27 protein-coding genes are annotated in these 25,125 nt (G+C 34.5%); all 27 read left to right on the forward strand.

Annotated features, from left to right (window positions below):
* The first annotated feature begins 36 nt into the window (after nucleotides 1-36).
* The 27 genes from HMPREF3270_RS06255 to HMPREF3270_RS13525 all read left to right on the forward strand — a co-directional run bounded on the left by HMPREF3270_RS06255 (nucleotide 37) and on the right by HMPREF3270_RS13525 (nucleotide 25,056).
* Nucleotides 37-576 carry a dUTPase gene (locus tag HMPREF3270_RS06255; protein ID WP_070867210.1) on the forward strand — a complete coding sequence of 180 codons (540 nt, stop codon included), beginning with the start codon at nucleotides 37-39 and terminating at the stop codon, nucleotides 574-576.
* 35 nt (nucleotides 577-611) lie between these two features.
* On the forward strand, nucleotides 612-848 hold the full coding sequence (locus HMPREF3270_RS06260) for a DUF7366 family protein (protein ID WP_070867211.1): 237 nt from the start codon (nucleotides 612-614) through the stop codon (nucleotides 846-848).
* A 141-nt stretch (nucleotides 849-989) separates the two neighbouring features.
* Nucleotides 990-1,166 carry a transcriptional activator RinB gene (gene rinB, locus HMPREF3270_RS06265; protein ID WP_070867212.1) on the forward strand — a complete coding sequence of 59 codons (177 nt, stop codon included), beginning with the start codon at nucleotides 990-992 and terminating at the stop codon, nucleotides 1,164-1,166.
* Nucleotides 1,166-1,327, forward strand: coding sequence for a hypothetical protein (locus tag HMPREF3270_RS13925; protein ID WP_176746715.1), 162 nt, complete (start codon nucleotides 1,166-1,168; stop codon nucleotides 1,325-1,327). Before rinB ends, HMPREF3270_RS13925 begins: the two co-directional genes overlap by 1 nt.
* Nucleotides 1,324-1,923 (forward strand): hypothetical protein, encoded by a 600-nt coding sequence (locus HMPREF3270_RS13930; RefSeq protein ID WP_070867213.1) that lies wholly within the window; start codon nucleotides 1,324-1,326, stop codon nucleotides 1,921-1,923. The genes HMPREF3270_RS13925 and HMPREF3270_RS13930 overlap by 4 nt, the downstream gene beginning before the upstream one ends.
* Before the next feature lie 154 nt (nucleotides 1,924-2,077).
* A complete protein-coding gene (locus HMPREF3270_RS06275; RefSeq protein WP_070867214.1) occupies nucleotides 2,078-2,506 on the forward strand; it encodes a transcriptional regulator in 429 nt (142 codons plus the stop codon).
* 170 nt (nucleotides 2,507-2,676) lie between these two features.
* A complete protein-coding gene (locus tag HMPREF3270_RS06280; RefSeq protein WP_070626898.1) occupies nucleotides 2,677-3,015 on the forward strand; it encodes an HNH endonuclease in 339 nt (112 codons plus the stop codon).
* Between the two features lie 135 nt (nucleotides 3,016-3,150).
* Complete coding sequence (locus tag HMPREF3270_RS06285) at nucleotides 3,151-3,453, forward strand: P27 family phage terminase small subunit (RefSeq protein ID WP_070626902.1); 303 nt, start codon at nucleotides 3,151-3,153, stop codon at nucleotides 3,451-3,453.
* Nucleotides 3,450-5,135, forward strand: a complete 1,686-nt coding sequence (locus tag HMPREF3270_RS06290) for a terminase TerL endonuclease subunit (RefSeq protein WP_070867215.1) — start codon at nucleotides 3,450-3,452, stop codon at nucleotides 5,133-5,135. Before HMPREF3270_RS06285 ends, HMPREF3270_RS06290 begins: the two co-directional genes overlap by 4 nt.
* A 14-nt stretch (nucleotides 5,136-5,149) precedes the next feature.
* Nucleotides 5,150-6,343, forward strand: a complete 1,194-nt coding sequence (locus HMPREF3270_RS06295; RefSeq protein ID WP_070867216.1) for a phage portal protein — start codon at nucleotides 5,150-5,152, stop codon at nucleotides 6,341-6,343.
* A complete protein-coding gene (locus tag HMPREF3270_RS06300; protein ID WP_070626906.1) occupies nucleotides 6,333-7,058 on the forward strand; it encodes a head maturation protease, ClpP-related in 726 nt (241 codons plus the stop codon). Before HMPREF3270_RS06295 ends, HMPREF3270_RS06300 begins: the two co-directional genes overlap by 11 nt.
* A 21-nt stretch (nucleotides 7,059-7,079) precedes the next feature.
* Nucleotides 7,080-8,207, forward strand: coding sequence for a phage major capsid protein (locus tag HMPREF3270_RS06305; RefSeq protein ID WP_070626908.1), 1,128 nt, complete (start codon nucleotides 7,080-7,082; stop codon nucleotides 8,205-8,207).
* Between the two features lie 71 nt (nucleotides 8,208-8,278).
* Complete coding sequence (locus tag HMPREF3270_RS06310; protein ID WP_070867217.1) at nucleotides 8,279-8,575, forward strand: hypothetical protein; 297 nt, start codon at nucleotides 8,279-8,281, stop codon at nucleotides 8,573-8,575.
* The gene (locus HMPREF3270_RS06315) at nucleotides 8,559-8,912 is read left to right on the forward strand and encodes a hypothetical protein (RefSeq protein WP_242543471.1); all 354 of its coding nucleotides are present in this window, start codon (nucleotides 8,559-8,561) and stop codon (nucleotides 8,910-8,912) included. The genes HMPREF3270_RS06310 and HMPREF3270_RS06315 overlap by 17 nt, the downstream gene beginning before the upstream one ends.
* Complete coding sequence (locus tag HMPREF3270_RS06320; RefSeq protein WP_070626915.1) at nucleotides 8,912-9,319, forward strand: hypothetical protein; 408 nt, start codon at nucleotides 8,912-8,914, stop codon at nucleotides 9,317-9,319. Before HMPREF3270_RS06315 ends, HMPREF3270_RS06320 begins: the two co-directional genes overlap by 1 nt.
* Entirely contained in the window at nucleotides 9,316-9,711 is a 396-nt protein-coding gene (locus tag HMPREF3270_RS06325) for a hypothetical protein (protein ID WP_070626917.1), read from the forward strand. Before HMPREF3270_RS06320 ends, HMPREF3270_RS06325 begins: the two co-directional genes overlap by 4 nt.
* A gap of 39 nt (nucleotides 9,712-9,750) precedes the next feature.
* On the forward strand, nucleotides 9,751-10,362 hold the full coding sequence (locus tag HMPREF3270_RS06330; RefSeq protein WP_070867219.1) for a major tail protein: 612 nt from the start codon (nucleotides 9,751-9,753) through the stop codon (nucleotides 10,360-10,362).
* A 92-nt stretch (nucleotides 10,363-10,454) separates the two neighbouring features.
* Nucleotides 10,455-10,919, forward strand: a complete 465-nt coding sequence (locus HMPREF3270_RS06335; RefSeq protein WP_070626920.1) for an Ig-like domain-containing protein — start codon at nucleotides 10,455-10,457, stop codon at nucleotides 10,917-10,919.
* 45 nt (nucleotides 10,920-10,964) lie between these two features.
* Nucleotides 10,965-11,315 carry a phage tail assembly chaperone G gene (gene gpG, locus HMPREF3270_RS06340; RefSeq protein ID WP_070867220.1) on the forward strand — a complete coding sequence of 117 codons (351 nt, stop codon included), beginning with the start codon at nucleotides 10,965-10,967 and terminating at the stop codon, nucleotides 11,313-11,315.
* 215 nt (nucleotides 11,316-11,530) lie between these two features.
* Entirely contained in the window at nucleotides 11,531-17,344 is a 5,814-nt protein-coding gene (locus HMPREF3270_RS06345) for a phage tail tape measure protein (RefSeq protein ID WP_070867221.1), read from the forward strand.
* A 2-nt stretch (nucleotides 17,345-17,346) separates the two neighbouring features.
* Nucleotides 17,347-18,183, forward strand: a complete 837-nt coding sequence (locus tag HMPREF3270_RS06350; RefSeq protein ID WP_070867222.1) for a phage tail domain-containing protein — start codon at nucleotides 17,347-17,349, stop codon at nucleotides 18,181-18,183.
* Between the two features lie 9 nt (nucleotides 18,184-18,192).
* Nucleotides 18,193-19,782, forward strand: a complete 1,590-nt coding sequence (locus HMPREF3270_RS06355; RefSeq protein ID WP_141763130.1) for a prophage endopeptidase tail family protein — start codon at nucleotides 18,193-18,195, stop codon at nucleotides 19,780-19,782.
* Nucleotides 19,775-20,341, forward strand: coding sequence for a hypothetical protein (locus HMPREF3270_RS06360; RefSeq protein WP_070867224.1), 567 nt, complete (start codon nucleotides 19,775-19,777; stop codon nucleotides 20,339-20,341). The genes HMPREF3270_RS06355 and HMPREF3270_RS06360 overlap by 8 nt, the downstream gene beginning before the upstream one ends.
* 64 nt (nucleotides 20,342-20,405) lie before the next feature.
* Nucleotides 20,406-22,970 (forward strand): peptidase G2 autoproteolytic cleavage domain-containing protein, encoded by a 2,565-nt coding sequence (locus HMPREF3270_RS06365; protein ID WP_070867229.1) that lies wholly within the window; start codon nucleotides 20,406-20,408, stop codon nucleotides 22,968-22,970.
* Between the two features lie 11 nt (nucleotides 22,971-22,981).
* Nucleotides 22,982-24,481, forward strand: coding sequence for a BppU family phage baseplate upper protein (locus tag HMPREF3270_RS06370; RefSeq protein WP_070867225.1), 1,500 nt, complete (start codon nucleotides 22,982-22,984; stop codon nucleotides 24,479-24,481).
* Between the two features lie 16 nt (nucleotides 24,482-24,497).
* Nucleotides 24,498-24,902, forward strand: a complete 405-nt coding sequence (locus tag HMPREF3270_RS06375) for a hypothetical protein (RefSeq protein WP_070867226.1) — start codon at nucleotides 24,498-24,500, stop codon at nucleotides 24,900-24,902.
* Nucleotide 24,903: 1 nt separating this feature from the next.
* Nucleotides 24,904-25,056: an XkdX family protein gene (locus HMPREF3270_RS13525; protein WP_083327622.1), complete on the forward strand. Its 153-nt coding sequence runs from the start codon at nucleotides 24,904-24,906 to the stop codon at nucleotides 25,054-25,056.
* Nucleotides 25,057-25,125: the final 69 nt, after the last annotated feature.

Genomic DNA, 25,125 nt, shown 5'->3' on the forward strand with positions numbered 1-25,125 from the left:
TAAAAAGAATTATTAACAATTTGGAGGACAAAAATAATGACTAACACAATTACAGTCGAACAATTAAAAGAGTTATTACAAATACAAAAGGAATTTGATGATCGCATTCCAACTTTAAACCTAGAAGATAGCAAAGTAGCTTACATTGTTGAGTTCTTTGAATGGTTTAATACGCTTGAGACATTTAAGAACTGGAAGAAGAAACCAGGTAAGCCATTAGATGTACAGTTAGATGAATTGGCTGATATGTTGGCGTTCGGATTGAGTATTACAAATCAACAAGAGAGTGATGAAATATTAATTAATACTATCGTAGACGCAATTATGAAAGATAATAAACCGCATGGTGAATTTAATTTTGCAGATTTCAAAATAACAAAAATTATGATTGTAGGTATTGGCGATACAGTGTTGCGTAACGACGCTACATCAAGAGCTTATACATTAGCACTACCTTTTGGTTTAGCAGTTCAACACTACTCAATTGACCAACTTATTGAAGCATACAAAAAGAAAATGCAGCGCAATCATGACCGTCAAGACGGTAAAGCTGATAAAGACAAAGGATATGTGTAAGGCGGTTCGTCCGCCTTGCTTTTAGGAGGTAAACAATGATTAATAATCCTAAAATGAAGTTTCCCCAAAAATACACTGAGATAATAAAAAGATATAAAGATAGTCCGCCCGAAGAAAAAGCTAAACTTGAAGATGAGTTTATCAAAGCTATCAATGATAAAGAAAGTAAATTTTACAGTCCTACATTGGCTTACATGAACGAATACGAATTAAGGGCTATGCTCAAGTTAATACCTAGTTTGATTGACACTGGAGATGATGCTAATGATTAAACATTTTAAATTAACCTACATCAATCACACTTTTTTATTCTACTTATATATTCGTATTTATTCACTTGTTGAAAGAATTTTTAGAGGTATTAAAGATTTTTTATCACGTGTACCTGAATCTGTTATAAAGGAGTTTTTAACTTGATTAAACCAATAATCAAACTAATCTTAACACTTGCACTATACGAAGCAGCTAAATACATCACTGAACAGTACATTATTTACCGTACACAGAATGATGATGTGGAAGCACCTGCAGACTTCGACATAAACGATCACATACATCTTAATAATTTAAAAGCAGAGGTGAGTGATTGATGAAATTTATTTATGACTTTATAGCTCTAATTTTCGCTTTAATAATCGCCTTGTTTATTTCTGAAGAAGCGTTAATTATACTTAATACATTAGCGGTATTCGGTGTTTATAAAATAATTGACTCTTTTGTAGAAAATATAATTAGAGGTGAAAGACGATGAATAATGAATTTTTAACAGGTTTGTATACTCTTGCTGGAGGTGTTGTTTTGTACTCTGTAAAAGAAGTAATAAGGTTTTTAGTGGATGCTAATTTGAATCGAAAACAAGCTAACTTGAATCATATTTACCCTATATATTCAGAAGTATTTAAAACAGCGAAAATTTTTATTGGATCATATGCTACACCTATACTTCAACCTGAAACATTGAGATATGAAGATATAGAAGTTATAAACAAATATTCAAAACAAAAGGATATTATTAAGGCTTATAAATTATATTCGGATTATAGATACCTTCTTAATTTGGCTCATCATTTAGAAAAGATGAGAGGTTTTAAAAAGGATTTTAACAATATATTTAGTGTAAATCAGTTCTGTTTTGACGATGACTTTGTCGAAAAAACAAAGAAAATAGATGCAGTGATGAATAGTGACTTAAATTATCTAGAGCAACAAATAGAGAACCATAATAAGAATGGAACATCAGATGTGGAAGATAAAATTATAAATCAAAGATATAAGGATAAGTTAAAGGTTTATGAGCATTATTTGGATGACTTTAATAAAGTGTTCAAAAGAAAATTTAAAATATAGAGGTGAACACTCACAATGTGGATAGCACTAACCATTCTCTTCGCTCTCCTCTCTCTTGTGCTTTATATGGCGAATAGAGAGTTGTATGAAGAGTTAGAGTTGAAAGATAATATTATAGAAGTGTTGAGAAAAGATAAGTAAGTGGAGGAATTAGATGAGTGTAGATATAAAGCCAGGGACTTTTAAATATATTGAGTCTGAAATATATAACCATCATGAAAACAAGAAAGAGATTAATAGGTTGAGGATGGAAATATTAAACCCATATAAAGAAACGGATACCAATATTGTATATGGACCAATACAACAAAACGAACCGACACGTACAACAGAAGTTATGGCTACACGCTTACTTACTAATAAGATGTTACGTAATTTAGAAGAGATGGTAGCAGCTATTGAATATATCTACTACAGACTGCCGGAAGAACATAAGAAAGTCATTAGATTAAAATACTGGAACAATCAAAGAAATTTAAAGATGGATCAAATAGGATATGAATGTAATATGCATCGAAATACAGTAACATCAATACGTAAAAGCTTTGTTAAGGCAGTTGCATTGCAGGTTGGAATTAAGTAAGATTGTGCAAAGATTGTGCAAATGGCCTACAAATCTGTGTTATTATGATAGTGTAGAAGTAGAATCGGAAAAGAGAACGCGATAAGTTATACAATACTATATTATATCTAAGGCACATCATTAACATGGTGTGTCTTTCTTTATGCAATTAACACAAAGAGGTGACACACATGTCTTTGAATAAACAACAGCAACGCGACTTCTACAATGGCAAACGTTGGCGAGATAAGCGTGAGGCAATCAAAGCAAGAGATAACTTTGAATGTCAAGAGTGTAAGAGGCAAGGTAAAGTAGCTATTGATATCTATGAACCTAATAAGAATGGGCGCAAGAAGATAAAGCTTGTAGTTCACCATATTAAAGAATTAGCAGATTATCCTGAATTGGCACTTGATGATGACAACTTAGAAACATTGTGTGTTGAGTGCCATAATAAAATTCATGATAGGTATTTTAAAAATTGGTACAGACCTAGAGTGAATAAGTGGGATGGCGATGAGAATTGGTGAAATAAAATTGTATAAAAATAAAATTTAATCCCCCCGGTCAAAAAGTTTTCATTTAAAAAGCTGATGGGGAACCGGTGGAAGGGGAAGCCGAAAAGGATATTTGGTTCGAATAAATATACGTTAGGGGGTATACACATGAAAAATAAAAAGGAAATTCGAGAGTATTTATTAAAAAATATTGAACAAGATAATCCAGTTGAAGTTGAAAAAGTTACACGTTATTTGAATTTACTTGATATATATTATCAGCTCGACAAAGATATTAAAGAACATGGAACTTTAGTTGAAACTAAAAACGCTTCACAAGTATTTTTAAAACAAAATCCGGCAGTTGCTGAAAAGAATAAAATCAATTCATCTTTATTAGCCATAGAGAAGTCATTTGACTTTGAAAAAGTTGAAGTTGAAGAATCACCGTCAAGTAGTGGATTATTATGATTACAAACCGACATGTAAATTTTTATATTAATCAATATAAAAATGGTGAAATCATCCTTAATAAAGAGCGTGTAGATTTAATACATCATTTAGAAAGGAATATTTTGAGTCGAAATGACGTATTTTTCGATGAAGAAAAAATTGAAAACTGTATCAAGTTTACTGAAAAATGGTACTTTCCGTTGCAACCTTTTCAAAAATTCATCATAGCTTTCGTATTTTTATTTCTTAAACAAGAAGATGAATACACAGGTGAAAGCATCATAACGCCATATTTCAAACAGTTTTTTATAACTTTAGGACGTGGCGGAGGAAAAAATGGATTAATCAGTGCATTAACTAATTTTTTTCTTACGCCGTTTCACGGTATTAAAAAATATGATGTTTCGGTGGTTGCGAATAGTGAAGACCAAGCTAAAGTTTCTTTCAAAGAAGTTTATGACATGATTACTGATAACGATCTGTTTATAAAGAAGGGTAGAAAAAGCGCACCTTTCAGACGAACTAGAACGGAAATTGAAGGCTTAGAAACACAATCGATATTCAGATTCAACACTTCGAACGCTGAAACAAAGGACGGAGGACGTGAAGGTTGTGTAATTTTCGATGAAGTACATCAATATGAAGATGCTGCTATCGTTAATGTAAAAAGAGGCGGTCTTGGTAAGGTAGAGCATGGCAGAACTTTTTATATCGGAACTGATGGCGATGTTCGAGATGGTTTTATGGATGGATTGAAAGAGCGAAGTCAAGAATTGCTTAGCGGCGCAGATGTAGAAGATAGATTGTTTCCATTTTATTGTAAATTGGATACAAAAGAAGAAGTGGATGACCCTGATACTTGGGAAAAAGCTAATCCGATGTTTCATAAACCATTATCTAAGTATGCTAGAAATCTACACGAAGAAGTATATACAGAATATAAAGATTTAATCAGAAATCCGGGCAACCGCGTAGAATTTATGACTAAACGTATGAACTTACCTGAAACAGATCCAGAAAAAGTTATAGCGCCATGGGAAGATATATTAGCGACGAATCAACCAATACCATGCCTTGAAAATAAGCAATGTATCGGTGGTTTAGATTATGCAAGAATTACTGACTTTGCAGCAGTTGGATTACTGTTTAGAGAAGGAGATAAGTATATTTGGAAATCGCACTCATTTGTACGTAAAGGCTTTTTAGATACCGTGAAAATGAAACCACCTATTTACGAATGGGAAAAGAAAGGATTATTAACTATTGTAGATAGTCCGGTGATAGATGAAGAGTATATTGCGAGATGGTTTGATGAAATGCGACAAAAGTATGGATTAGAAAAAGTGATTGTCGATAATTATAGAATGGATTTAATTCGAAAAGCTTTTGAGGAATACGGTATTGAATATGAAGTTATTAAAAATCCGAGGGCAATACACGGGTTGCTTGCTCCGAGAATTGAAAGTATGTTTGCAAATCACAATATTATATACGGTGATAACCCTTTAATGCGATGGTACACAAACAATGTATTAGTCAAAACAAAACCTGATGGCAACAGAGAATTTGATAAAAAAGATAGAACCAGACGAAAGACAGACGGCTTTCAAGCACTTGTTCATGCGTTGTATCGTGCTGATGAGTTGTTAGAAGTAGATGTCGAAGATAGTTTAGATTTTCTTAATGCAATTGACTTTTAGGAAGGAGGTAAGGCATGAGTTGGTTAACAAGAATGCTTGGAAAAAGTAAAGAGTCTAGTTGGATGTATGATTTAGAGCTCTTCCAAGATACATCAGAAAAAGCATATATGAAACGTTTAGCGCTGCAAACATGCATTGAATTTTTAGCAAGGACTATTTCTCAGTCAGAGTTTCGTATTACAGATGAAAACGGCAAATCAATTAAAGATACAACATATTACAAATTGAATGTCAGACCTAACACTGATTTATCATCAACAGATTTCTGGCAAAAAGTAATTTACAAATTAGTTTATGACAATGAGGTATTAATTGTAGTGACGGATACTAAAGACCTTGTGGTAGCAGATGATTATTACCGAAAAGAATTTGCGTTATATCCTGATATTTTTGAAGATGTTTCTGTTAAAGATTATAAATTTGAGCGTTCATTCAGAATGGATGAAGTACTCTATTTATCGTATAACAACGAAAAGTTGAATACATTTACTGAGGGATTATTCCAAGATTACGGTGAAATATTCGGGCGTATGATTGCTGCTCAAATGAGAAACTATCAAATTAGAGGTATCGTGAATGTGGATGCGAGTTTGATTAAAAAAGAGAACAATTCAGAAAATAAAAAAGGTGAAAATACAAGTAAAATGCAAAAGTATGTTAATAACATTATGAAATCTTTTGAAAAAAATGCAGTAGCCATTACACCTTTGACTAAAGCTTTCGAATTCCAAGATGTATCGTCGGCCTCAAAATCGAACAATGCGCCTTTCGATGATTTGAATAAACTTCAAAAAACTTTGATTGATACAGTCGCAAAGGCTATCGGGATTCCACCTTCTTTGATACACGGAGATTTAGCAGATTTGAACAATGCTTTAGATTCATATTACAAATTTTGTTTAAAGCCTCTAATTAAAAAGATAGAAGATGAATTGAACGCAAAACTGTTTAAAGAAAGTGAAGTTTTAAAAGGTAAAAGTATTAAAGTGGTTGGGATTAACAAAAAAGACCCGTTAGAACTGGCGGATGCTGTCGATAAATTAGTGTCATCCAGTACATTTACACCTAATCAAGTACTTATTATGCTTGGTGAAGAACCTTCTGACGACCCGAAAATGGATCAATATTTTGTAACAAAGAACTATACGACTACTAGAGAAGAAAGTGATAAAGAAACACCAAAAGGAGGTGAAACTGATGAAAATTAACGTAAAAGGTGCGATTGTCTCAAATGACGATAAGTGGATTTATGACATGTTTGATATGGATGCTACTTCACCTAAAGATGTTATTGATGCGCTGCCTTCTACTGATGAAGATTTAGAAGTTATCATCAATTCTGGCGGTGGAGATGTGTTTTCGGGTAGTGAAATCTACACAGCATTAAAAGAACATGCAGGGAATGTTGATGTCAAAGTAGTAGGTATTGCAGCAAGTGCTGCTTCGGTTATTGCTATGGCAGGCGACACAGTAAAAATGAGCCCAACAGCCCAGATGATGATTCATAATGCGAGCTCCATTGCAATTGGTGATAATAGAAAAATGGAAACAGCCTACAATATGTTAAGTACTGCGAATAAAGCAATTGCAAATGCTTACATTAGTAAAACAGGCAAATCAGAACAAGAAATAGTAGATTTAATGAATGATGAAACTTGGTTTAGTGCAGATACCGCAGTAGAACAAGGTTTTGCCGACAGTAAAATGTTTGACGAGTCATCAACACGTCTAGTTGCTAACGCGGGTCAAATGCTTCCTAAACAAGCAATTGACAAAGTTTCGGCATTAATGAATCAAACACCTGAAATTAAAATCGATGTTGACCAAATCGCAAATAAAGTTATTGAAAAATTAGAAGAAAAAGAAACACAAAAAGAGCTTAGCAAACCTCAAAATAAGGTTAAGCAAAAGTTCTTTTTTTAATACAAATAAGGAGGTCATAAAATGACTATTGAATTATCAAACGATTTTAAAAATGCTCGTGAACAATTTTTGAACGCCATTCAAGGTGGAGCGAGCGAAGAAGAACAAGCAGAATTATACGGAAATATGATTAATGAATTATTTGAAGAATCTAAAGCGCAAGCACAAGCTGAAGCTGAACGTATTTCAAGTTTACCTTCAGCAGATAAACAACTTTCTGCAGAACAGCGAAAGTTCTTTAATGAAATTAATACTGAAGTAGGCTATAAAGAAGAAAAGTTATTGCCAGAAGAAACAATCGATCGAATCTTTGAAGATGTAACAACAGAACATCCATTGTTATCGCAATTAGGTATTCGTAATGCAGGGTTACGTCTTAAATTCTTAAAATCAGATACTTCAGGGGTAGCTGTATGGGGTCAAATCTTCGGAGATATTAAAGGACAATTAGATGCTGCGTTCAGTGAAGAAACGGCAATCCAAAACAAATTAACAGCTTTTGTTGTTATCCCTAAAGATTTACAAGATTTTGGCCCAGCATGGATTGAACGCTTTGTACGTCTTCAGATTCAAGAAGCTTTCGCAGTGGCGTTAGAGGAAGCTTTCTTAAATGGAGATGGTAAAGATAAACCAATCGGTTTAAATCGTCAAGTACAAGAAAATGTTTCAATTACAGGCGGCGTTTATCCGAAGAAAGAAGCACAAGGAACATTAACGTTTGCAGACCCTAGAACAACGATTGATGAATTGACACAAGTATTCAAATTTCATTCAACTAATGAAAAAGGAAAATCTGTAGCAGTTAAAGGTAATGTAACAATGGTTGTTAATCCTTCTGATGCTTTTGAAATTCAATCACAGTATACACATTTAAATGCAAATGGTGTATATGTTACAGCACTTCCATACAACCTGAACATTGTTGAGTCTATCTCACAAGAAGCTGGTGAAGTATTAACGTTTGTTAATGGACGATATGATGGTTATTTAGGCGGCGGTGTGGACCTTAAGAAATTTGATCAAACATTAGCATTCGATGATTTAGATGCTTATATCGCTAAAACATTTGCTTATGGTAAAGCGAAAGACAACAAAGTAGCGGCAGTATATAAATTAGACTTGTCTAAAAAAGTTACAGAATTACCCTAACACTCCCCAAAACGTTGATTTGAGTGTTAATAGCAAGTCTATTACTATCTCAGCGGAATAGGGGTGTTTGAATGGATGATGAGATTTTAAAAGAATTTAAAAGTCGAATGCACATCTTCCATGAGGCAGAGGATGAGTCACTGAAAGCAATTTTAAGTATATCTTACGAGGTAATCAAAAATGAATGCGGTGACTTTGATATAAATGATGAACCTATTGGGAAAGAGTTAGTCTTTGAAAGGTCTCGTTATGTATATAATGAGCAGTTACAGTTTTTTAACAAGAATTTCTCAACATTGATAACAGAATTCGCTATCTTAAATCAAATATACGGAAGTGAGGATGATTATGATGATATACAAGAATAAAAAAGTATCATCAGGGGATATGCGAACGCCTGTTATCTTTTATAAATATCAAACTAAAGGTCCGTATCCTGATGAAACAGAAGAAAAAGAAGTTTATCGTTGTTTTGCAGAAACTTATAGCCCTTCTGTAAAAGATAGAGAAATTCTTAATGTCAATACTTCAGTACAAGGTTTAACAATTGTAATTCGAGACCCGTTGCAAAGTTATATACCTTCCCACACTCATGTGGTTGAAGTTCAAGATTATCGGCTAGATATCAATACTTTTGAAATTTACGATGTCAGACTGGATACACCGCAAAATGGTTTTATTACAATAGCGTTAGGTGAAAAGTAATGTCTGTAGAAGTAACAGGATTAAAAGAATTAGAAGCAGAGATTGAAAAGCAGTTTGGTAAAAAAAGAATGATTGAAATCAGCAATAAAGCTTTAGAAGCTGCAACAGAACATGAAATGAAAGTTTTAAAGACTAATTTTGAGAAGTTCAAGGACACCGGAGCTTCTATAAATGAGATGACAAGGACAAAGCCATTTACTTCAAAAGTAACAAGGCAACAAACAATTATTATTGAGTGGGTAGGTCCGCATGATAGATACAAATTAGTTCATTTAAACGAACATGGTTATGATAGAAACGGTAAAAAATTCATTCCTCGAGGCTTTGGGGTTATAGAAAATACATTACAAGCTGTTAAAACAAGTTATAAAAATATTATTACTGAAGAAATGAGGAGGCGCTTATGAATATATTGACATATATTTATGACATTATTAAAGATGATGACTTAGTAAAAGCGTTGGTCTCAGATAGGATCTATTTTTATGAAGTGAGTGAAAAAGCAGATGATACTCGCTCATTGATATTGTTAAGGCTTGTATATGATACTACTGCTGCCTATGCATCCAATAAATATCATGCTGAAATGTTTATCGTTCAAGTAGATGTAGAAACATATAAAGATGATGATACAATACGTTTATCAAAACGGATTCGTCATTTATTAAGAGAGCATGGTTTTTATCAAACTTCGAGTCAATTAACTGAGTACTTTAAAGAAACTAAAAAGTATGTTCGTTCTAGAAGATACGAAGGTATACCGAAATATAAATATTATAAAGGCGGACACATCGAATAGATGTGTTTTTATTATGCCTAAAATAAGGAGGATTTTAATATGGGATCAGCAACAGCTGGATTTAAAAAATTACACGTAGGTGTATTTGATGAAAAAGCAGAAAAAATTATTAAAAAGTTTACATGGGAAGACGCAGAAGGCGGTACTGTAAACATGAATATTACAGGTTTAGCGCCGGAAATGGTTGATATGTGGGCATCTAACAAACGCGTTTGGATGAAAAAGCAAGGTACAAGCGAAATCAAATCAGATATTGACTTGTTCAACGTACCTACAGAAGATTTAAATGTAGTTTTAGGCAGAGAAAAAGATGAAAACGGAACGTCATGGGTAGGAGACGATTCAAGAGCACCTTATGTTGCAGTTATCGGAGAATCAGAGACAATCAATGGACAACCTATTTATTGTGCTTTAGTAAAAGGGAGCTTTAGTTTAGATTCTATCGAATTTAAAACAACAGCTGAAAAAGCAGAAGCACCTGAACCGACAAAACTAAATGGTGATTGGATGAACCGCAAGATTGATGGTAAGTCACGAGCAATCGGTTATCACGAAGGGTCAGAAGGTGCAGAGGCATTTATGGCTAATGTCTTCCCAGGCTATACAGGAGAGGACTTACCTACTGAAGATACTGAAGGAACATTACCCTAACACTCCCCAAAAGGTAGAGGTATTAGCGGAGAGTACTACAGCTGATATTTCTGCTCAATAGGGGAATCAAAACAAATTACAGGGGTGATAAAATGACAGATACATTGAACCTATATAAAGGAGAAGAACTTATCAACAGTGCTGAATATGTTGAGGGAAAAGCAAAAATTACGTTAAGTGGTTTGAAGTCTGATACAAATTATCCAGCAGGGACTTATCAAATCACAAAACAAAATGAGAACGGGGAATCTGCAAAAGTAGATGTCCCATCGTTTAAAACAAAACCTATCTCAGTAACAGGTGTCATAATTTCTCCTAAGACCGCGAATGTGAACGTAGGTGATACGATCAAGTTAACGAGCACAGTTACACCGTCAACAGCAACAAATAATAATGTAACTTATCGTTCATCTGATGAACAAGTAGCTGAGGTTTCAGATGACGGTACAGTCAACGGGTTAACTGCAGGTCAAGCTACGATTACAGTTCAAACAGAAGACGGAAATAAAACTGACACATCGATTGTTACTGTGAATGCAGCAAGTGAAGAGGGTTAATAGCCCTCTTTTTTATTTAATACTACAAATAAAGGAGTAATCAATATGATTAAATTTGAAATTAAAGACAAAAAAACTGGTAAAACAGCGACGTATAAAAAAGAAGATGTAACTTTAGGAGAAGCAGAAAAAGTCTATGAATACTTAGAAGCATTAGAAAAAGAAAAAGTTAAATCAACACCTGACCCAAAAAAAATCAGAAAAAAAGAACGTCAATTATTAGCAGATTTATTTAGTGACCAGGGTTTAACTGAGGAAGATATGCTAAATAATATGACGACTAAAACGCAAGCGAAAGCATTTGAAGCATTGTTTCGAGAAGTCAGCGGAGAAACAGAAGAAGATTCAGAAGATGTAACGGATGAAGTGGGAAAGACAGAAGTACAGTCAGAATAAAAGATATTTTATCGAACATTAAAGCAATACAACGTTTTTGCATGGAAACGTACGGTTGGACAATAACAGAAGTAAAAAAACAGCCTTATTTTGAACTTCTAGACCTGTTGAATACGACTGAGGAAGATAAAGCAGTACAAGAAACTGAATCACCCAAAATGTATACAGGCAGTGATTTAAAATACTTATTCGGAGGCTAGAAAGGGGGTAATAATTTGTCGAATAGAACACAAGGTTTAACAATCGTTAACTCTATCGATAACTCAAAAGTAGACGAGGGAATGGCTTCGCTTAAGCGTAATCTCGGTGTTGTAAACAGTGAGATAAGAGCGAATATGTCGGCTTTTGATAAATCTGAAAAATCAATGAAAAAATACCAGACGAGTATTGATGGATTGAATAAAAAGATGAAAGTTCAAAAGCAAATGCTTAGTCAAGCTGAACAAGAGTTAAAAGATGTAAATACCAACTATGAAAAGGCTAAGTCGACGATTGGGCAAGTAGAACAAGCTTATAGAAAATTAGTTGAAGCAGAGAAAAAAGAAAAAGCTGAGTTAGATAAGTCGAAAGAAGCATTAAAGGCCTCTAATGCTGAATTGAAAAAAGCGCAAACTCAAAGAAGAAGAACAAATGATCAAAAAGAAAAAGCATATGAAAAACTTAAGAAATTAAGACAAGCTGAAAGAGAATTGAAAGATTCTAATCAAGCAACAACTGCTCAACTAAAAAAAGCTTCTGAAGCAACAAAAAAACAAGTACAAAGACACTCAGAACTTGTGGCTAAATATAAAAAAGAAGACGAACAAATTAAGAAGTTAAAGAGTGAAAATGAGAAACTGAGCACGTCTAACCAAAAAATAAAAGATTCATACGAAAAGACGAATACAGAACTAAATCAAACTGAAAAAGAGCTCAAACAATTAAATGATACTATTCAAAATAATGAGAAGTATTTAGCAAATGCTGAAAAAGCAGTCAATAACGAGCGAGCTGCAGTTAATAATCTTCAAAAAAGTATTGATAAAACGAAGCAGGAAATGAAAGCCTTTAACAAGGAACAATTAATTGCAAATAGTCAATATACCAAAGCAGCTCAACATTTTGACAAAATGTCTGAACGCTATCAAAGATTTGGTAACGGAATGAGCGCATTCGGTCGAAACATGTCTATGTATGTGACTACACCAATTGTAGGAGCAATGGGTTATGCGAGTAAATTAGGTGTGGAATTTGATGACAGCATGCGAAAAGTACAAGCAATTTCAGGGGCTACTGGCCAAGATTTAGAAGCTTTAAAAGCTAAAGCAAGAGAAATGGGAGCTACCACAAAATTCAGTGCTTCAGATAGTGCAGAAGCATTAAATTATATGGCAATGAGTGGGTGGAAGTCTCAAGATATGATAAAAGGGTTACCTGGTATCATGGACTTAGCAGCTGCATCTGGTGAAGAATTAGGACAAGTGTCAGATATTGTGACTGATGGTTTAACAGCATTTGGTCTTAAAGCAAAAGATAGCGGACACTTTGCAGATGTTTTAGCTGCAGCGAGTGCTAATGCGAATACCAATGTTCAAATGATGGGTGAAGGATTTAAATATGCTGCACCTGTAGCTGGCGCATTGGGATACAGTATTGAAGATACATCTATAGCTATTGGTTTGATGAGTAATGCTGGGATTAAAGGCGAAAAAGCCGGTACAGCATTGCGTACAATGTTTACAAACTTAGCTAAACCTACAAAAGCAATGAAAAATCAAATGGACGAGTTAGGTATATCTATTACTGACAGTAACGGTAAAATGTTGCCGATGCGAGATGTTTTAGATCAATTACGCGATAGGTTCAGCGGTCTATCCAAGGACCAACAAGCAAGTGCTGCTGCAACAATCTTCGGCAAGGAAGCGATGAGTGGTGCACTCGCAGTTATTAACGCTTCGGAAGAGGATTACGCCAAATTGAGTAAAGCCATTGACAATAGTGAAGGTTCAGCCAAAAAAATGGCGAATACAATGGAAAAAGGTTTAGGCGGTAGTTTACGAGAACTGCGGTCAGCTTCTGAAGAATTGGCGATATCCCTTTTTGAATCTATACAACCTGCTCTATCCGGTATGGTTAGTGGTTTGAAACATGTAGTAGACTTTTTAAATAAGATGCCAAAAGGTGCTAAAGTTGCGATGGCAGGCGTTTTAGGACTGACAGCAGTTATAGGTCCTTTAACTTTAGGTATCGGTCTATTGTTAAGAACGGTCGGAAGTGCAGCAAAAGGATATGCAATGTTGAATCGTCAAATGGCTATAAACACGACAGAAGCAACATTGAATGGTATAGCAAATAAAGGGGCTGCCGCTTCTTTAGCAACTTCAGGGAAGACCATTAAAGGTACATCAGGCTTTTTCGGCATGTTCGGGAACGTGTTAACAAATACGACAGGTAAATTTGGCGGTTTAGGTAAAACTGCCTTGAAGAGTACTAAATTGATAGGCAGAGCAACAATTCCTTTAACAATACTTACGACTATCTTTGATGTGGCATATGAAAAGGTGGATTGGTTTAGAAAAGGCTTTGATGACATGGGTAAACTTGTTAACCAAGTCGGTGAAAGCATTGATTTTTCATGGATAGATAAGGCTAAAGATAAAATGAGCAGCTACTGGGATTATCTTAAAAATGATATGGCAAAAGGTTTGCAAGAAGGTTTATTGTTCAAAGGGATTAAAAAAGCTTTCGATGGTTTGGATGGGTTAGTATCTAAAGCCTCAGATACTACTGATGTTTTCTCAGAAAAAGTTTCAAAAGGAACTAAGAAAGCGCTGAAATCTTATACCAGCATGTCAGAGAATGCAAGAGTAAAACTTGAAGAAATGCGTATCAACCATGAAACAATAGGTGAAAAGCAATACAATCAGATTAAAGAATTGTATGAAAACATAAATACGGAAATCGATAAACAGCTTGCTAAAAGACATAAAAACGAAATAGAAGGGTTAGAAAAGATATTTAGTGAAACTAATGGCCTTTCTAAGGAACAAGAAGCGAAAATATTAGAACAAACCAGACAAAGCAATAGTAAGGAAGCTGCAGAAGCTCACAAAATCAATCAACAAATACATGATATTACTGCTGCAGCATATGCTGAAAAACGTGAACTTACTAAAAGCGAACATGCAAAAATCGCTAAGTTACAAGATCAACTTGATAAAACTGTAGTTAAATCACTTTCTAAAGGAGAAGTAGAGCAAAAAGCTATTTTAGAAAGAATGAAGCAGAATAAAAGTAAACTTTCGATTGAAGCAGCTTCAAATGTTATTAAAGAAAGCGCCAAAGAAAGAGATAAAACAATTTCTGATGCTAAAAAGAAATATAAAAATACAGTAGCTGAAGCGATTAGACAACGTGATGAAACCGGCAATCTTTCGAAAGACGAAGCCGACAAAGTTATCAGAAACGCTAAGAAGCAATACGAAGAATCGAAAGACAAAGCTAAGAAACAACATAATGCTGTTGTAGGAGAAGCTAAGAAACAAAATAAAGGTGTAAGTTCTAATATTGATGAACAAACTGGTAATGTCAAAACAGGTTGGCAAAAAATGTCAGATTCTGTTAAAACTGCAACTGGCTATATAGGTAAGCAATCTAAAAAAATTTATAGCAGTACAAAAAAATGGTTTGGTTTAACCAAAAAAACCACTATTGAGCATTGGGGTTATATCAGCGGGAAGATAACCTCATCTGCGCTTAAGGGGTATAAAGGCGCAAAAAAATGGTTCGGTCAAACAGTTGAAGATTCTAAAAGCAATTTTCTCAATGTATATAAATCTGCCAAAGATAATTTTGATAAAGTAGCGAATAAAGCTGAAACCAAAACATATGCTGTAGCTAAGTCAGCCGGTAAGTGGTTTGGCAAAACTTATAGAAGTACAAAAGATAATTTGGGTAAAATGTGGGGAAATGCTAAAGGTATCTTCGGCAAAATTGCAAGAGAAGGAGAAAAGAAAGCTCAGAAGACGCACGACAGTTGGAAAAGCTGGCTGGATAAAACTTTAGGTTGGATTAAGAACATCAAGAAAGACTTTGGCAAGGCTGCGTCAGAACTAGGTAAATCGGTTGCTAATAAAGCGGTAGATGGCTTAAATAGTATGATTGGCGGTATCAACAAAATCTCAAAAGCTATTACTGACAAGACTTTAATAAAACCAATTCCAAAGCTTTCAACAGGTACTTATGATGGTTCATCACTAGCTACTGATAAAAACGGCGGTGTATTATCACCTACCATGGCACTTGTAAATGATAAAGGACCGGGTAATGGTAGCGGTTCAAATGGTCACCAAGAATTAATTCAACGTGCTGATGGTTCATTACATGCGCCTCAAGGTAAAGATGTAGTTGTTCAGTTAAATAAAGGTGATGGTGTTATTAATGGTGCTACTACCCAATATATGAAGCGTATGGGTATGATACCTAAGTTTTCACAAGGTACTATTCCAAGATTTTCAAGAGGTTCTAAAAATAAACTAGATGAACTTTTAGAATACGGAAAAGAAAAATTGGGTGAAGTTGCAAAAGGTTTAGGCTCAACAACGAATACAGTCAGAAAAACGACCAAAAAAGCTGCAAACAAAGTTAAAGTAGAAGCACATCAAATCACAGGAGCGATAACTGAAAAAATAAAAGATGGTGCCGGATGGCTTGGTGAAAAAATCGGTGATGTTTGGGATTATATGGATAATCCAGGTAAGTTGGTTTCTAAAGTAATGGACAGTTTAGGCATCACATTTGGTAAAGGGGCTAATGCCACTGTAGAAATGGCCAAAGGTGCTTATTCCATACTTAAAAAGAAACTCGTAGATAAAGTTAAATCATGGTTCGAAGAATTTGGCGGTGCTGATGGTTCGGTATTTAGTGGATGGAGAGTAATGCAACGATTCTCAGCTCCTCCAAAACCGCCTAATCCTAACTATCCATTTAATGGCGGCGTCCATTATGGAGTCGACTATGATATACCTGAAAATACACCAGTGCGTACACCAATGGGTGGTCGTATACGTAATTGGTTTGATAATGGCGGAGGCGGTAATACAGTAACTGTCTCTAAAAATGGAACTTATTTATGGTTTATGCATTTAAATAAGCAATTGAGGAAAAACGGTGAGACAGTTAAAGCAGGTGACTTGATTGCGAAGTCTGGTAATACTGGTTCAATGACTAACTACCGTCATTTGCATTTCCAAGTTATGAAAGGCTCGGAATCAAATAGCGCGGCAATCGATCCAGAACCTTGGTTAGCAAAGAATGGAGCAGGTGCAGGTGCGCCAGGAGGAAGTGGATACAATAATGCACGAAAAGCTATCTTAAAAGCTCAATCTATTCTGGGCGGGCGATATCGTGCTGGATGGATTACTAATGAGATGTTACGTGTAGCACAGCGTGAATCCAATTATACGTCCAACGCTATAAATAACTGGGATAGCAACGCACGTGCAGGTACACCTTCAAAGGGTATGTTCCAAATGATTGACCCGTCGTTTAGAGCTTATGCAAAAGCTGGATTCAGCAATCCATTGAATCCTACGCATCAAGCCATATCAGCAATGCGTTATATTGTCGGTAAATGGGTTCCTATTATGGGTTCATGGCGTGCTGCATTTAAGCGTGCTGGAGATTATGCTTATGAAAATGGTGGGTTATCTACAACGCATAAACTAGCACAAATCAGTGAAGGTAATAAGGCAGAAATGGTAGTACCGCTTACTAAACGTACAAGAGCAATTCAATTGATTGAACAAGCGATGCGCTATATAGGTATGGAAACAGGAAGTACTAACGTTACTGTTAATAATGATAATTCAACAATCGAAAAGATATTAAGTCAACTTGTGAGAGTAAGTGATTATAACAATAAGCTTACTCAAACGATTATTAAGTTGTTAAGCAACTCAAAACAAGGTTCACCTAAAGATGCAGCAAAGGTTATATCTCAAATTTTAGGTGAGAATATGATGATGGCTAGTTATAGTCAGGGAGGTTAATGATGATAGACGGCAGATGGTTAAAAATTATTGATGAAAATGGAACAAAGGATATCAATGAGTATATAAATAACTTTATTTTTCTTGATGCTAAAGCCTCTTACCCTGTATCAGTCGAAGACAGTATAACTATGAAAGGAGTAGATGGTGAGCTACCAGGTGTAGCTTCATTTGCTCCTTTTAATTTAGTGGTTAAGTTTGGTTTTGATGGTATCGATGAAATAGATATTAATTTAATGGAACAAAAACTTAGAAGTATATTTTACAAAAGAACACCTTATTATATCGTAACGTCTGACAATCCAGGTATAAAGTATAAAGTTAATAATCCAGACATGAACCCAGACTATGCAGATTTTTCGACAACTCGGTTTGAAATGACTTTTAGTGTCAAAGATGGTTATTCAGAATCATTAAAAGACACAAGTCAATTTAGTTTATCAAGTGGTGATTGGCAATTTGAAGCAGGCGTTTTATCAGATGATGAAATTAAATACACACACGAGACAACAGCTTTTAAAATTTACAATGGTTCATCAGATACAATTAATCCATTATTAAGACATCGATTTAAATTACTAGTTAATATTGACGCACCTAAAGGTTTTAAACTTAATAATAAAACGACTGGAGATGTATTTGAATATAAAAAAGGTATCAAGAAAAATCAACAATTGGTTATAAATGGTGTCCATCCTTTCATTAATAATAAACGTGTAGGTATTGATACAAATTGGCAATGGCTCACATTGGCAAAAGGATTCAATGATATAGAAATTACAGGCGAGAATATAAAAGAAGTGAAAACTCAATGGATATTCCCGTTCATATATAGGTAGGTGAAGATATTGAAAGACATGATACTAAAGAACAGAAAAGGCACTTTCGGCGAAATATTAACCGATTATGACTTTGGTTCTTGGAAACTTAGTTATGAGCGTAACAATGAACGATCTATTGAGTTTACTATATATAAAACGTCTATGAATTGGGATTTATTTGAATCGTTGCTTAATGAAATGTTATTGGAATGGAAAGGACAAAACTATGTTGTGAAGTCTACAGCAATTAAATATGATGGTATGAACGTAGTGAATGAAGTCACTGCTAAACATATATTTATGGAGTTCCAAAATCATTATATCCAGAAAGATTTGGAAAATGAAGAACTAAACAACGAAGAAGATGAACAAGACGATAGTAAACCTACAATGACATTAGAACAGTATTTAGATTTTGGTTTTAAAGGTAACAAGATTGATTTCACTTATGAAATTGTAGGTAAATTTGACCAACGTGTAGCAGTAGATGAACTAGGTAATAAAAACGGAATGGAATTTTTAACAGAAGGTGCAGAGCTATTCAACTATATCTATTTTGCAGATAATAAAAAGATTTATATCTATGATGAAGCAAGCTTTTATAAAGCATCAAATATTCCGTTGATATATAAATATAACTCTAGTGAAGTACAAGCTACGACTACCACAACTGATATTAAAACGTATATACAGGGATTTGGTAAGAAGAAAACAAAAGCTGAAACGAATAACTATAATCCTATGAAACCTAAAGACTTAAACTACTCTGGCACATTCATCAAAGACGGTACTTGGCGTACTGAAAGCGTTGGTGCTAGTTACACAAAAACATTTAATTGTAAGTGGGGTAACGAAACGCTTGAATGGACGTTAAAGAAAATGGCTAAAGGCGGCGTGGTAGATGTTTACCTAGATGATGAGCATATGGGCAGATATGAATGTTATAGCAAAACTGCAACATCTGAAAAGATTATCATCGCTCAACGTTTATCAAAAGGCAATCATACGTTTAAAGCAGTGTTTAGAGGTGCGAAAAGTGGTGTTGATTATAAGAAATCTAAACCATGTATGTATGTGGGCACAGAGAAGTCAACAGTATTAAATCTAACAGCGGTGTTGAAAGGTAGTGACATTTACCATACTTACACTGAATATAAATCACCGAATTACGATATATTCCCGTTCGCGGAGGCACCTACTGTTTTCGACGACAATGCGTTGGATGAAGAAGATTTATTAAAACGTTTGAAAGAGGAACTGAACGATCAACCGACAGTTGAAGTATCGACGAACTATTTGGGTTCAGTAGAGGATAAACATTATCTTGGGAATGATGATATTAAAGAAAATAGTAAAATTCATTTTATTCATCAGCCGTTAGGATATAATCTTGATTTAAAAGTAGTAAAATTAACATATTCTCATCCGTTAGCAAACAATCCAGTTGAAGTAGATTTCAGTAACTCACCAATGGATATTATTAAAATTCAACAAGGTATTAATAGGAATATAAAGAAAATGAATAATTTGGTCAAGGACGGGTCAATTAGTGGCACGTCTTTTTCTATACCGGAAAACTATTCAGATATTGTGGGAGTGACTTTGATAAATGAGTAGAGAAATTAGCCATAGGTACCTAAAAGATAAAGAAGGGGAGTTTTACTTTCCTGTAACACATATAGATGCAATTCAAGGTATACCAACAGAAGAAGGCGATCCATTTAAAAATATAGATAGTAAAATTAAAAAGATAAATGATTCTATCGATAAAAATGATGCAACTATATATGCACAACGAAAAATTTTAGATAATTTGGTCGGCGATACAGGCTGGGTTGATGTTTCAATACCTGATGACATGAAAAACAATGCTGTTAAAAACGGATTTAAATCTGGTATTAGAGAGGTTAGAGTAGGTAATAACTTAACTTCTCATTTATTTGTGGTTCGTTCGATTCGATTGAATGTGTCAAATATAACAGGCTCTAATATGCAAATAGCACAATTACCAATTGGCTTTATTACTGATAATCAGTCTTTTTTAGGAAGACAAAACGGTTATAGAAATCCAATAACTATCGAATGTACTAAAGATGGTAAGGTAACAGCTTTCGTGCATCCTGATGAACAAAATAAAACTAACTGGGTCTATCAAGAATTTACTTGGTTGGAATAAAAGGAGTGATAAAGTGAAATTACAAAAAAATTATCCAATTGACATAGGTCAAAAATGGAGACATATGACAATTAATAATTTTAGAACGACTGAAAATTTTTATAATTATTTAATGGAAAGGTTAGGTAATCACAAAACTATAGAAAAACACGCACATAATGCGAAACAAATCGACTACAAACTGACTAACGTCCATGATGAGTTACAATACCAAGATGGAAGAATTGAAGGTTTGGTAGTCGGTCATAATGGAGACGGTATTGAAGAGCTAAAAGATAGTCGAACAGCGCTGGATGGGTCTAATCACGAACTTTTATCTAAACGATTAAAATATGATTTTGAAATTGTTAAAAATAAGATTGAAGAAAACTTTAATTATCTTAACAAGAAGATAGAACGTATTGTGAATGTTAATGATTACGGTGCAGATCCAACAGGAAAACAAGATTCTACTCAAGCCTTTAAGGAAGCGATGCGTGGCGGCAATGTTCATGTTCATATGACAGCTGGTACTTATAAAGTTTCAGGGATTAAATTACCTAACAATACGATTTTGTCTGGTGAAGGTAAGGATATTACATTTATTAAACTATCAGATGATGCACCAGCAGAAACTGTAGTTATTACCAATGAAGATATGACGGGGAATGGTCATAATATTGGTGTTTACGACTTTACAGTTGATGGAAATAAATTCAGACAAAGCAAAACATTAAAGCCTGCAGGAGGCTCACTGTCTTCAAACGTTAGGTTTGCAGGTGTGAAACATGGTTTTGCTAACAACATAAAATCAGTAGATGCATTACTACACGGCTTTGATGTTACTTACGCTAGTGATACTTATTTCTATGAAGGTGACGGCGTAAGAGTTAGTGAAGATTTAGAAAGTAGATACATTCATATTGATAGCTGTGAAGCTAGTGGCTTTGGTGATGATGGTATTACTACCCACCATTCAAGATATTTAGTTATTACAAACAACTATTCACATCATGCTACAGGTGGCGGTAACAATAACGGTATTGAAATTGACGATGGTTCACAACATGTAATGCTTGATAATAATATTACTGAAATGAACTATGGCGGTATCGAAGTTAAAGCTCATGCTCCGGCATCAGCTCCTAATAATGTTATGATTTCCAACCATATGTCTATCAGTGATAGTCGTTCTTATAATATTCGACATATCGGACACCATAGAGCAGGAGATCCTAAATCTAAAACAGCTCATAGCGTCATTGTAACAAGCAGTTCATCTATCACACCTTACGATAACAAAGTGTATCCCAATACTTCACCACGTGCATTAGTAATCAGTGGCTACACCAACGTTCAAGTAGATGGTTTTACAGCAGTTGGTGACGGTAGATATACAGCTGGGATGCCAGCAATTGCTGTTCAATTCATGTCTAACAATATTATGTTAAACAATATTAATATTACAGGATTCAAGAACTCACAAGCAGATATAAAAATATTCGGTGGAGCTAATAGAGGTAAGAAAATTACTTTAAGTAATATCAACATTTGGAACTCTTCTCAAAATATCGGTATTGCAGGCGGGGGAGGTATTTATGATTTCCGTATTATCAATGCCAATTTACAAGGACAAGGAACTGGTAACGGATTAGAGTTATACAATAACACAGCAGAGATTGTTGGAGTTAATGCAGAAAATTATAATAATGCAGCTTACATCACAAACAAAGCTTACAAAGTTGTACCAACAGTAGTCAAAGGTGGTTTCAGTGGAGGTTCTACTGGTTCAGCAGCAATTGCAGAACGTTCTGCAGTAATCGCTTCTACAGGTAACACATACGCGTTTAGTGATAGAAGCTGGGCGGCTGGTGCAGGTATGAATTCGAAAGTGTATGGTTCTCGTAGTGCAGTAATTAACGCGCTAGAATCTGAAACGTCCCAAGGTAACCACACACAAATGATATTAAATTCGAGAGGTATGAAAACGGATAAAAACTACACAGTAGCAATGGGGTATGGCATTGATGGTCCTTCAATTGAAAATACTTCGATAGAATTCAGACCAATAAGCGGTAATGCTTACTTTAAAGGTAAAATAACATCCGGAACAAGCTATGGTGACTATGCAGAGTATTTTGAAAGCCAATCAGGACAAGAAATTCCTAACGGGTATCTTGTAACACTTGATGGTAGATACATCCGTAAAGCTAATGTGAATGATGTCCCTATTGGTGTTATATCTGGAACTGCTGGAATTATTCTAGGTGATCAAATGTTTCATCATAAGGATAAATTCTTAAAAGATGAATTTGGTGTAATTCAAACTAAATGGACTACCAAAGAATGGAAAGATGATGAGGGTAATACTTATTCAGAAGAAGTAGAACTTCCTATCCCTAATCCTGGTTGGGAAGAATCAGATAGCGAATACGTAGATCGTTCAAAACGTCCTGAATGGAATGTTGTAGGCCTTGTAGGACAAGTGTACACACGTATTGACTCAACAGTGTCAGAAAATGACTATATTAAACCGGATAAAGGTATCGGCACTAAAGATAACAACAACGGTTTTTATCGTGTGTTAGAAATAACTACACCATATAATTCTGAAAAAGGGTACGGCGTTGCAGTCGTATTAATAAAATAAGGAGTGATAGCGTGAATAACGGAATAGATAAAAAAGCCTTATTTAAATTAAAATCTGAACCTTATTTAAAACCGATCTCTGATCTAGGGGTTGGTTTTTATAATTTAGATGAAAATACAGCAATATTAAGATTTCAATTAAGCAATTCAAAAGGACCTTTATTAATCCATGAAAACAACCTAACAGCATATGCTTATTTTGAGTCAAGTAATGGTAGTGCGTCAGATGTAATCGAACTAGAAATTGAAGACTCGTTTAACGGTATTGTAACAGTTACTTTAGATAAAGATTTTCTACAAGCTAGCACATCTACAAAAGTTAAAGGCCAAGTTTATATCGGAGTTAATAATGTAGATGGAAACCCCGAATACAATGAAGTTGCTGTATTTAGAGAATTTACTTTTGAAGTAGCAGATGCATTGATTAACAAAATTTCTTCATTTACTAAGATTGAACAAATTAGAATGTTTAGTCAACTCAAAATGAAGATTGAACAAAAAGTTAAAGATATAGAAGAAGCTATAGCAAATGGTGCAGACTATGTTGCTGAAATGAAATCAGTATTACAAGAAGGTATTGAAACGCTTAACGCTATTGTTAATGATGGAAAATCAGATATTAAAACATACATTACTCAAGCTAAAACTGATTTAACAAAACTTAAAGATAATGCTACAAAAGATATAACTACTACAGCTAACAATGCTAAAACAAGTGTTCAAGATACAGCATCAACAGCAGTGAATAATATTAATAGTAAAGCTACAGAAGCAACCGAGCATGTAGATGCAAAGGTTACTGAGTTTAATCAAACTGTTGAAGATAACGGATTCTTATCACCTCAAATATTAGATGAAGAACTAGGAAAGTTAGACTGGCAAAAATATAAACTAACTAATGATGATGGTAAATCACATAAATTAGTTAATGCCGAATTAGATAATCCGGATTTTCTAAGTAATCTAAAGCCAGGATTCTATTATTGCCCTTCACCCACAGGTTCGCCATTAGGCAAAAGTGGTTTTTTAGAAGTGTATGAATACGGCAATAATATTGTTAAACATATTTTTTTCAGACCTTTTAATTTAAACAGAATTTTTATGAAAAATTGTCACATATCTTGGTCAGATTGGAAAGAAATTACAAATAATCAAAACGACACTGGTTGGATTCCTTTCAACCTTATCAATGGTGCCGAAACTAACTCTGCTTATAATTATCGTGGAAGTAGAAATGGTTTCGGTTGTGCCTATAGAATTGTAACTAATGGCTCTGTAACGACAAAATATTTGAGGGTTAATGGATCTAACGTAGAACACAACATGGTTATCGCTCAACTTCCAAAAAACTTTGCGAAAAATCCACAGGTAGGATTTATTAGAGCTCCCCTAGCAAACAATGGAACTAGTATCATTGTTGAAAGCACGGGCGAGGTAAAATTATATGTCAATAATGAAGATAGTTGGGACTCTAGTAGTTATATATACGGCGAAATAAGTTGGATTGACTAAAAAAAGAGGTGAAGAAATGGTTAAACAAGTATATTTATATGATGGAACACCTTATCTAGCATTTGAAAATGAAGAAGGTGAATATCAATATCCTGACGAAGCATGGACTGAAACACCTCCCCCAGAAGGTATTTACAGTCCTTTTTATTTTAATGGTAATGAATGGGTAGGCGCTACTCGTGAAGAATGGTTAGAGAGTTTACCTAAAGATGAAGAACCACAATCAACAGACCAATCCATATTACAAATGGCACAAACACAAATGCAAGTCGCAGAAAGCTCTTACCAATTACGAGACACACAAAAGAAGTTAGCTTCAACTATGTTAGATAATGCCGAGAAAGATAAAAGTATTAAAAATTTAGAACAACAACAAGCACAAGTATTATTAGAGTTAGCTGAAATTAAAGGAGGAGAATAATATGTTTCCAGGATTCGATAATATCAAATATTTTTACGATAGAAATTGCTACACAAATTCACAAGTCAAAAGGTTTGTAGAGTTAGAATGTATTACTAAAGAGCAATATACAGAGATTACAGGTGAAGAATATCCGGAACAACCACAGGCTTAGGCTTGTGGTTTTTATTTAGATGAAAGCAGGTGAACGGATGAAAAAGCTGAATCTATCAGAGATGATAGC

Origin of the sequence: Staphylococcus sp. HMSC65H10 (genome assembly GCF_001839185.1) — a bacterium.
Lineage (GTDB): Bacteria > Bacillota > Bacilli > Staphylococcales > Staphylococcaceae > Staphylococcus > Staphylococcus simulans.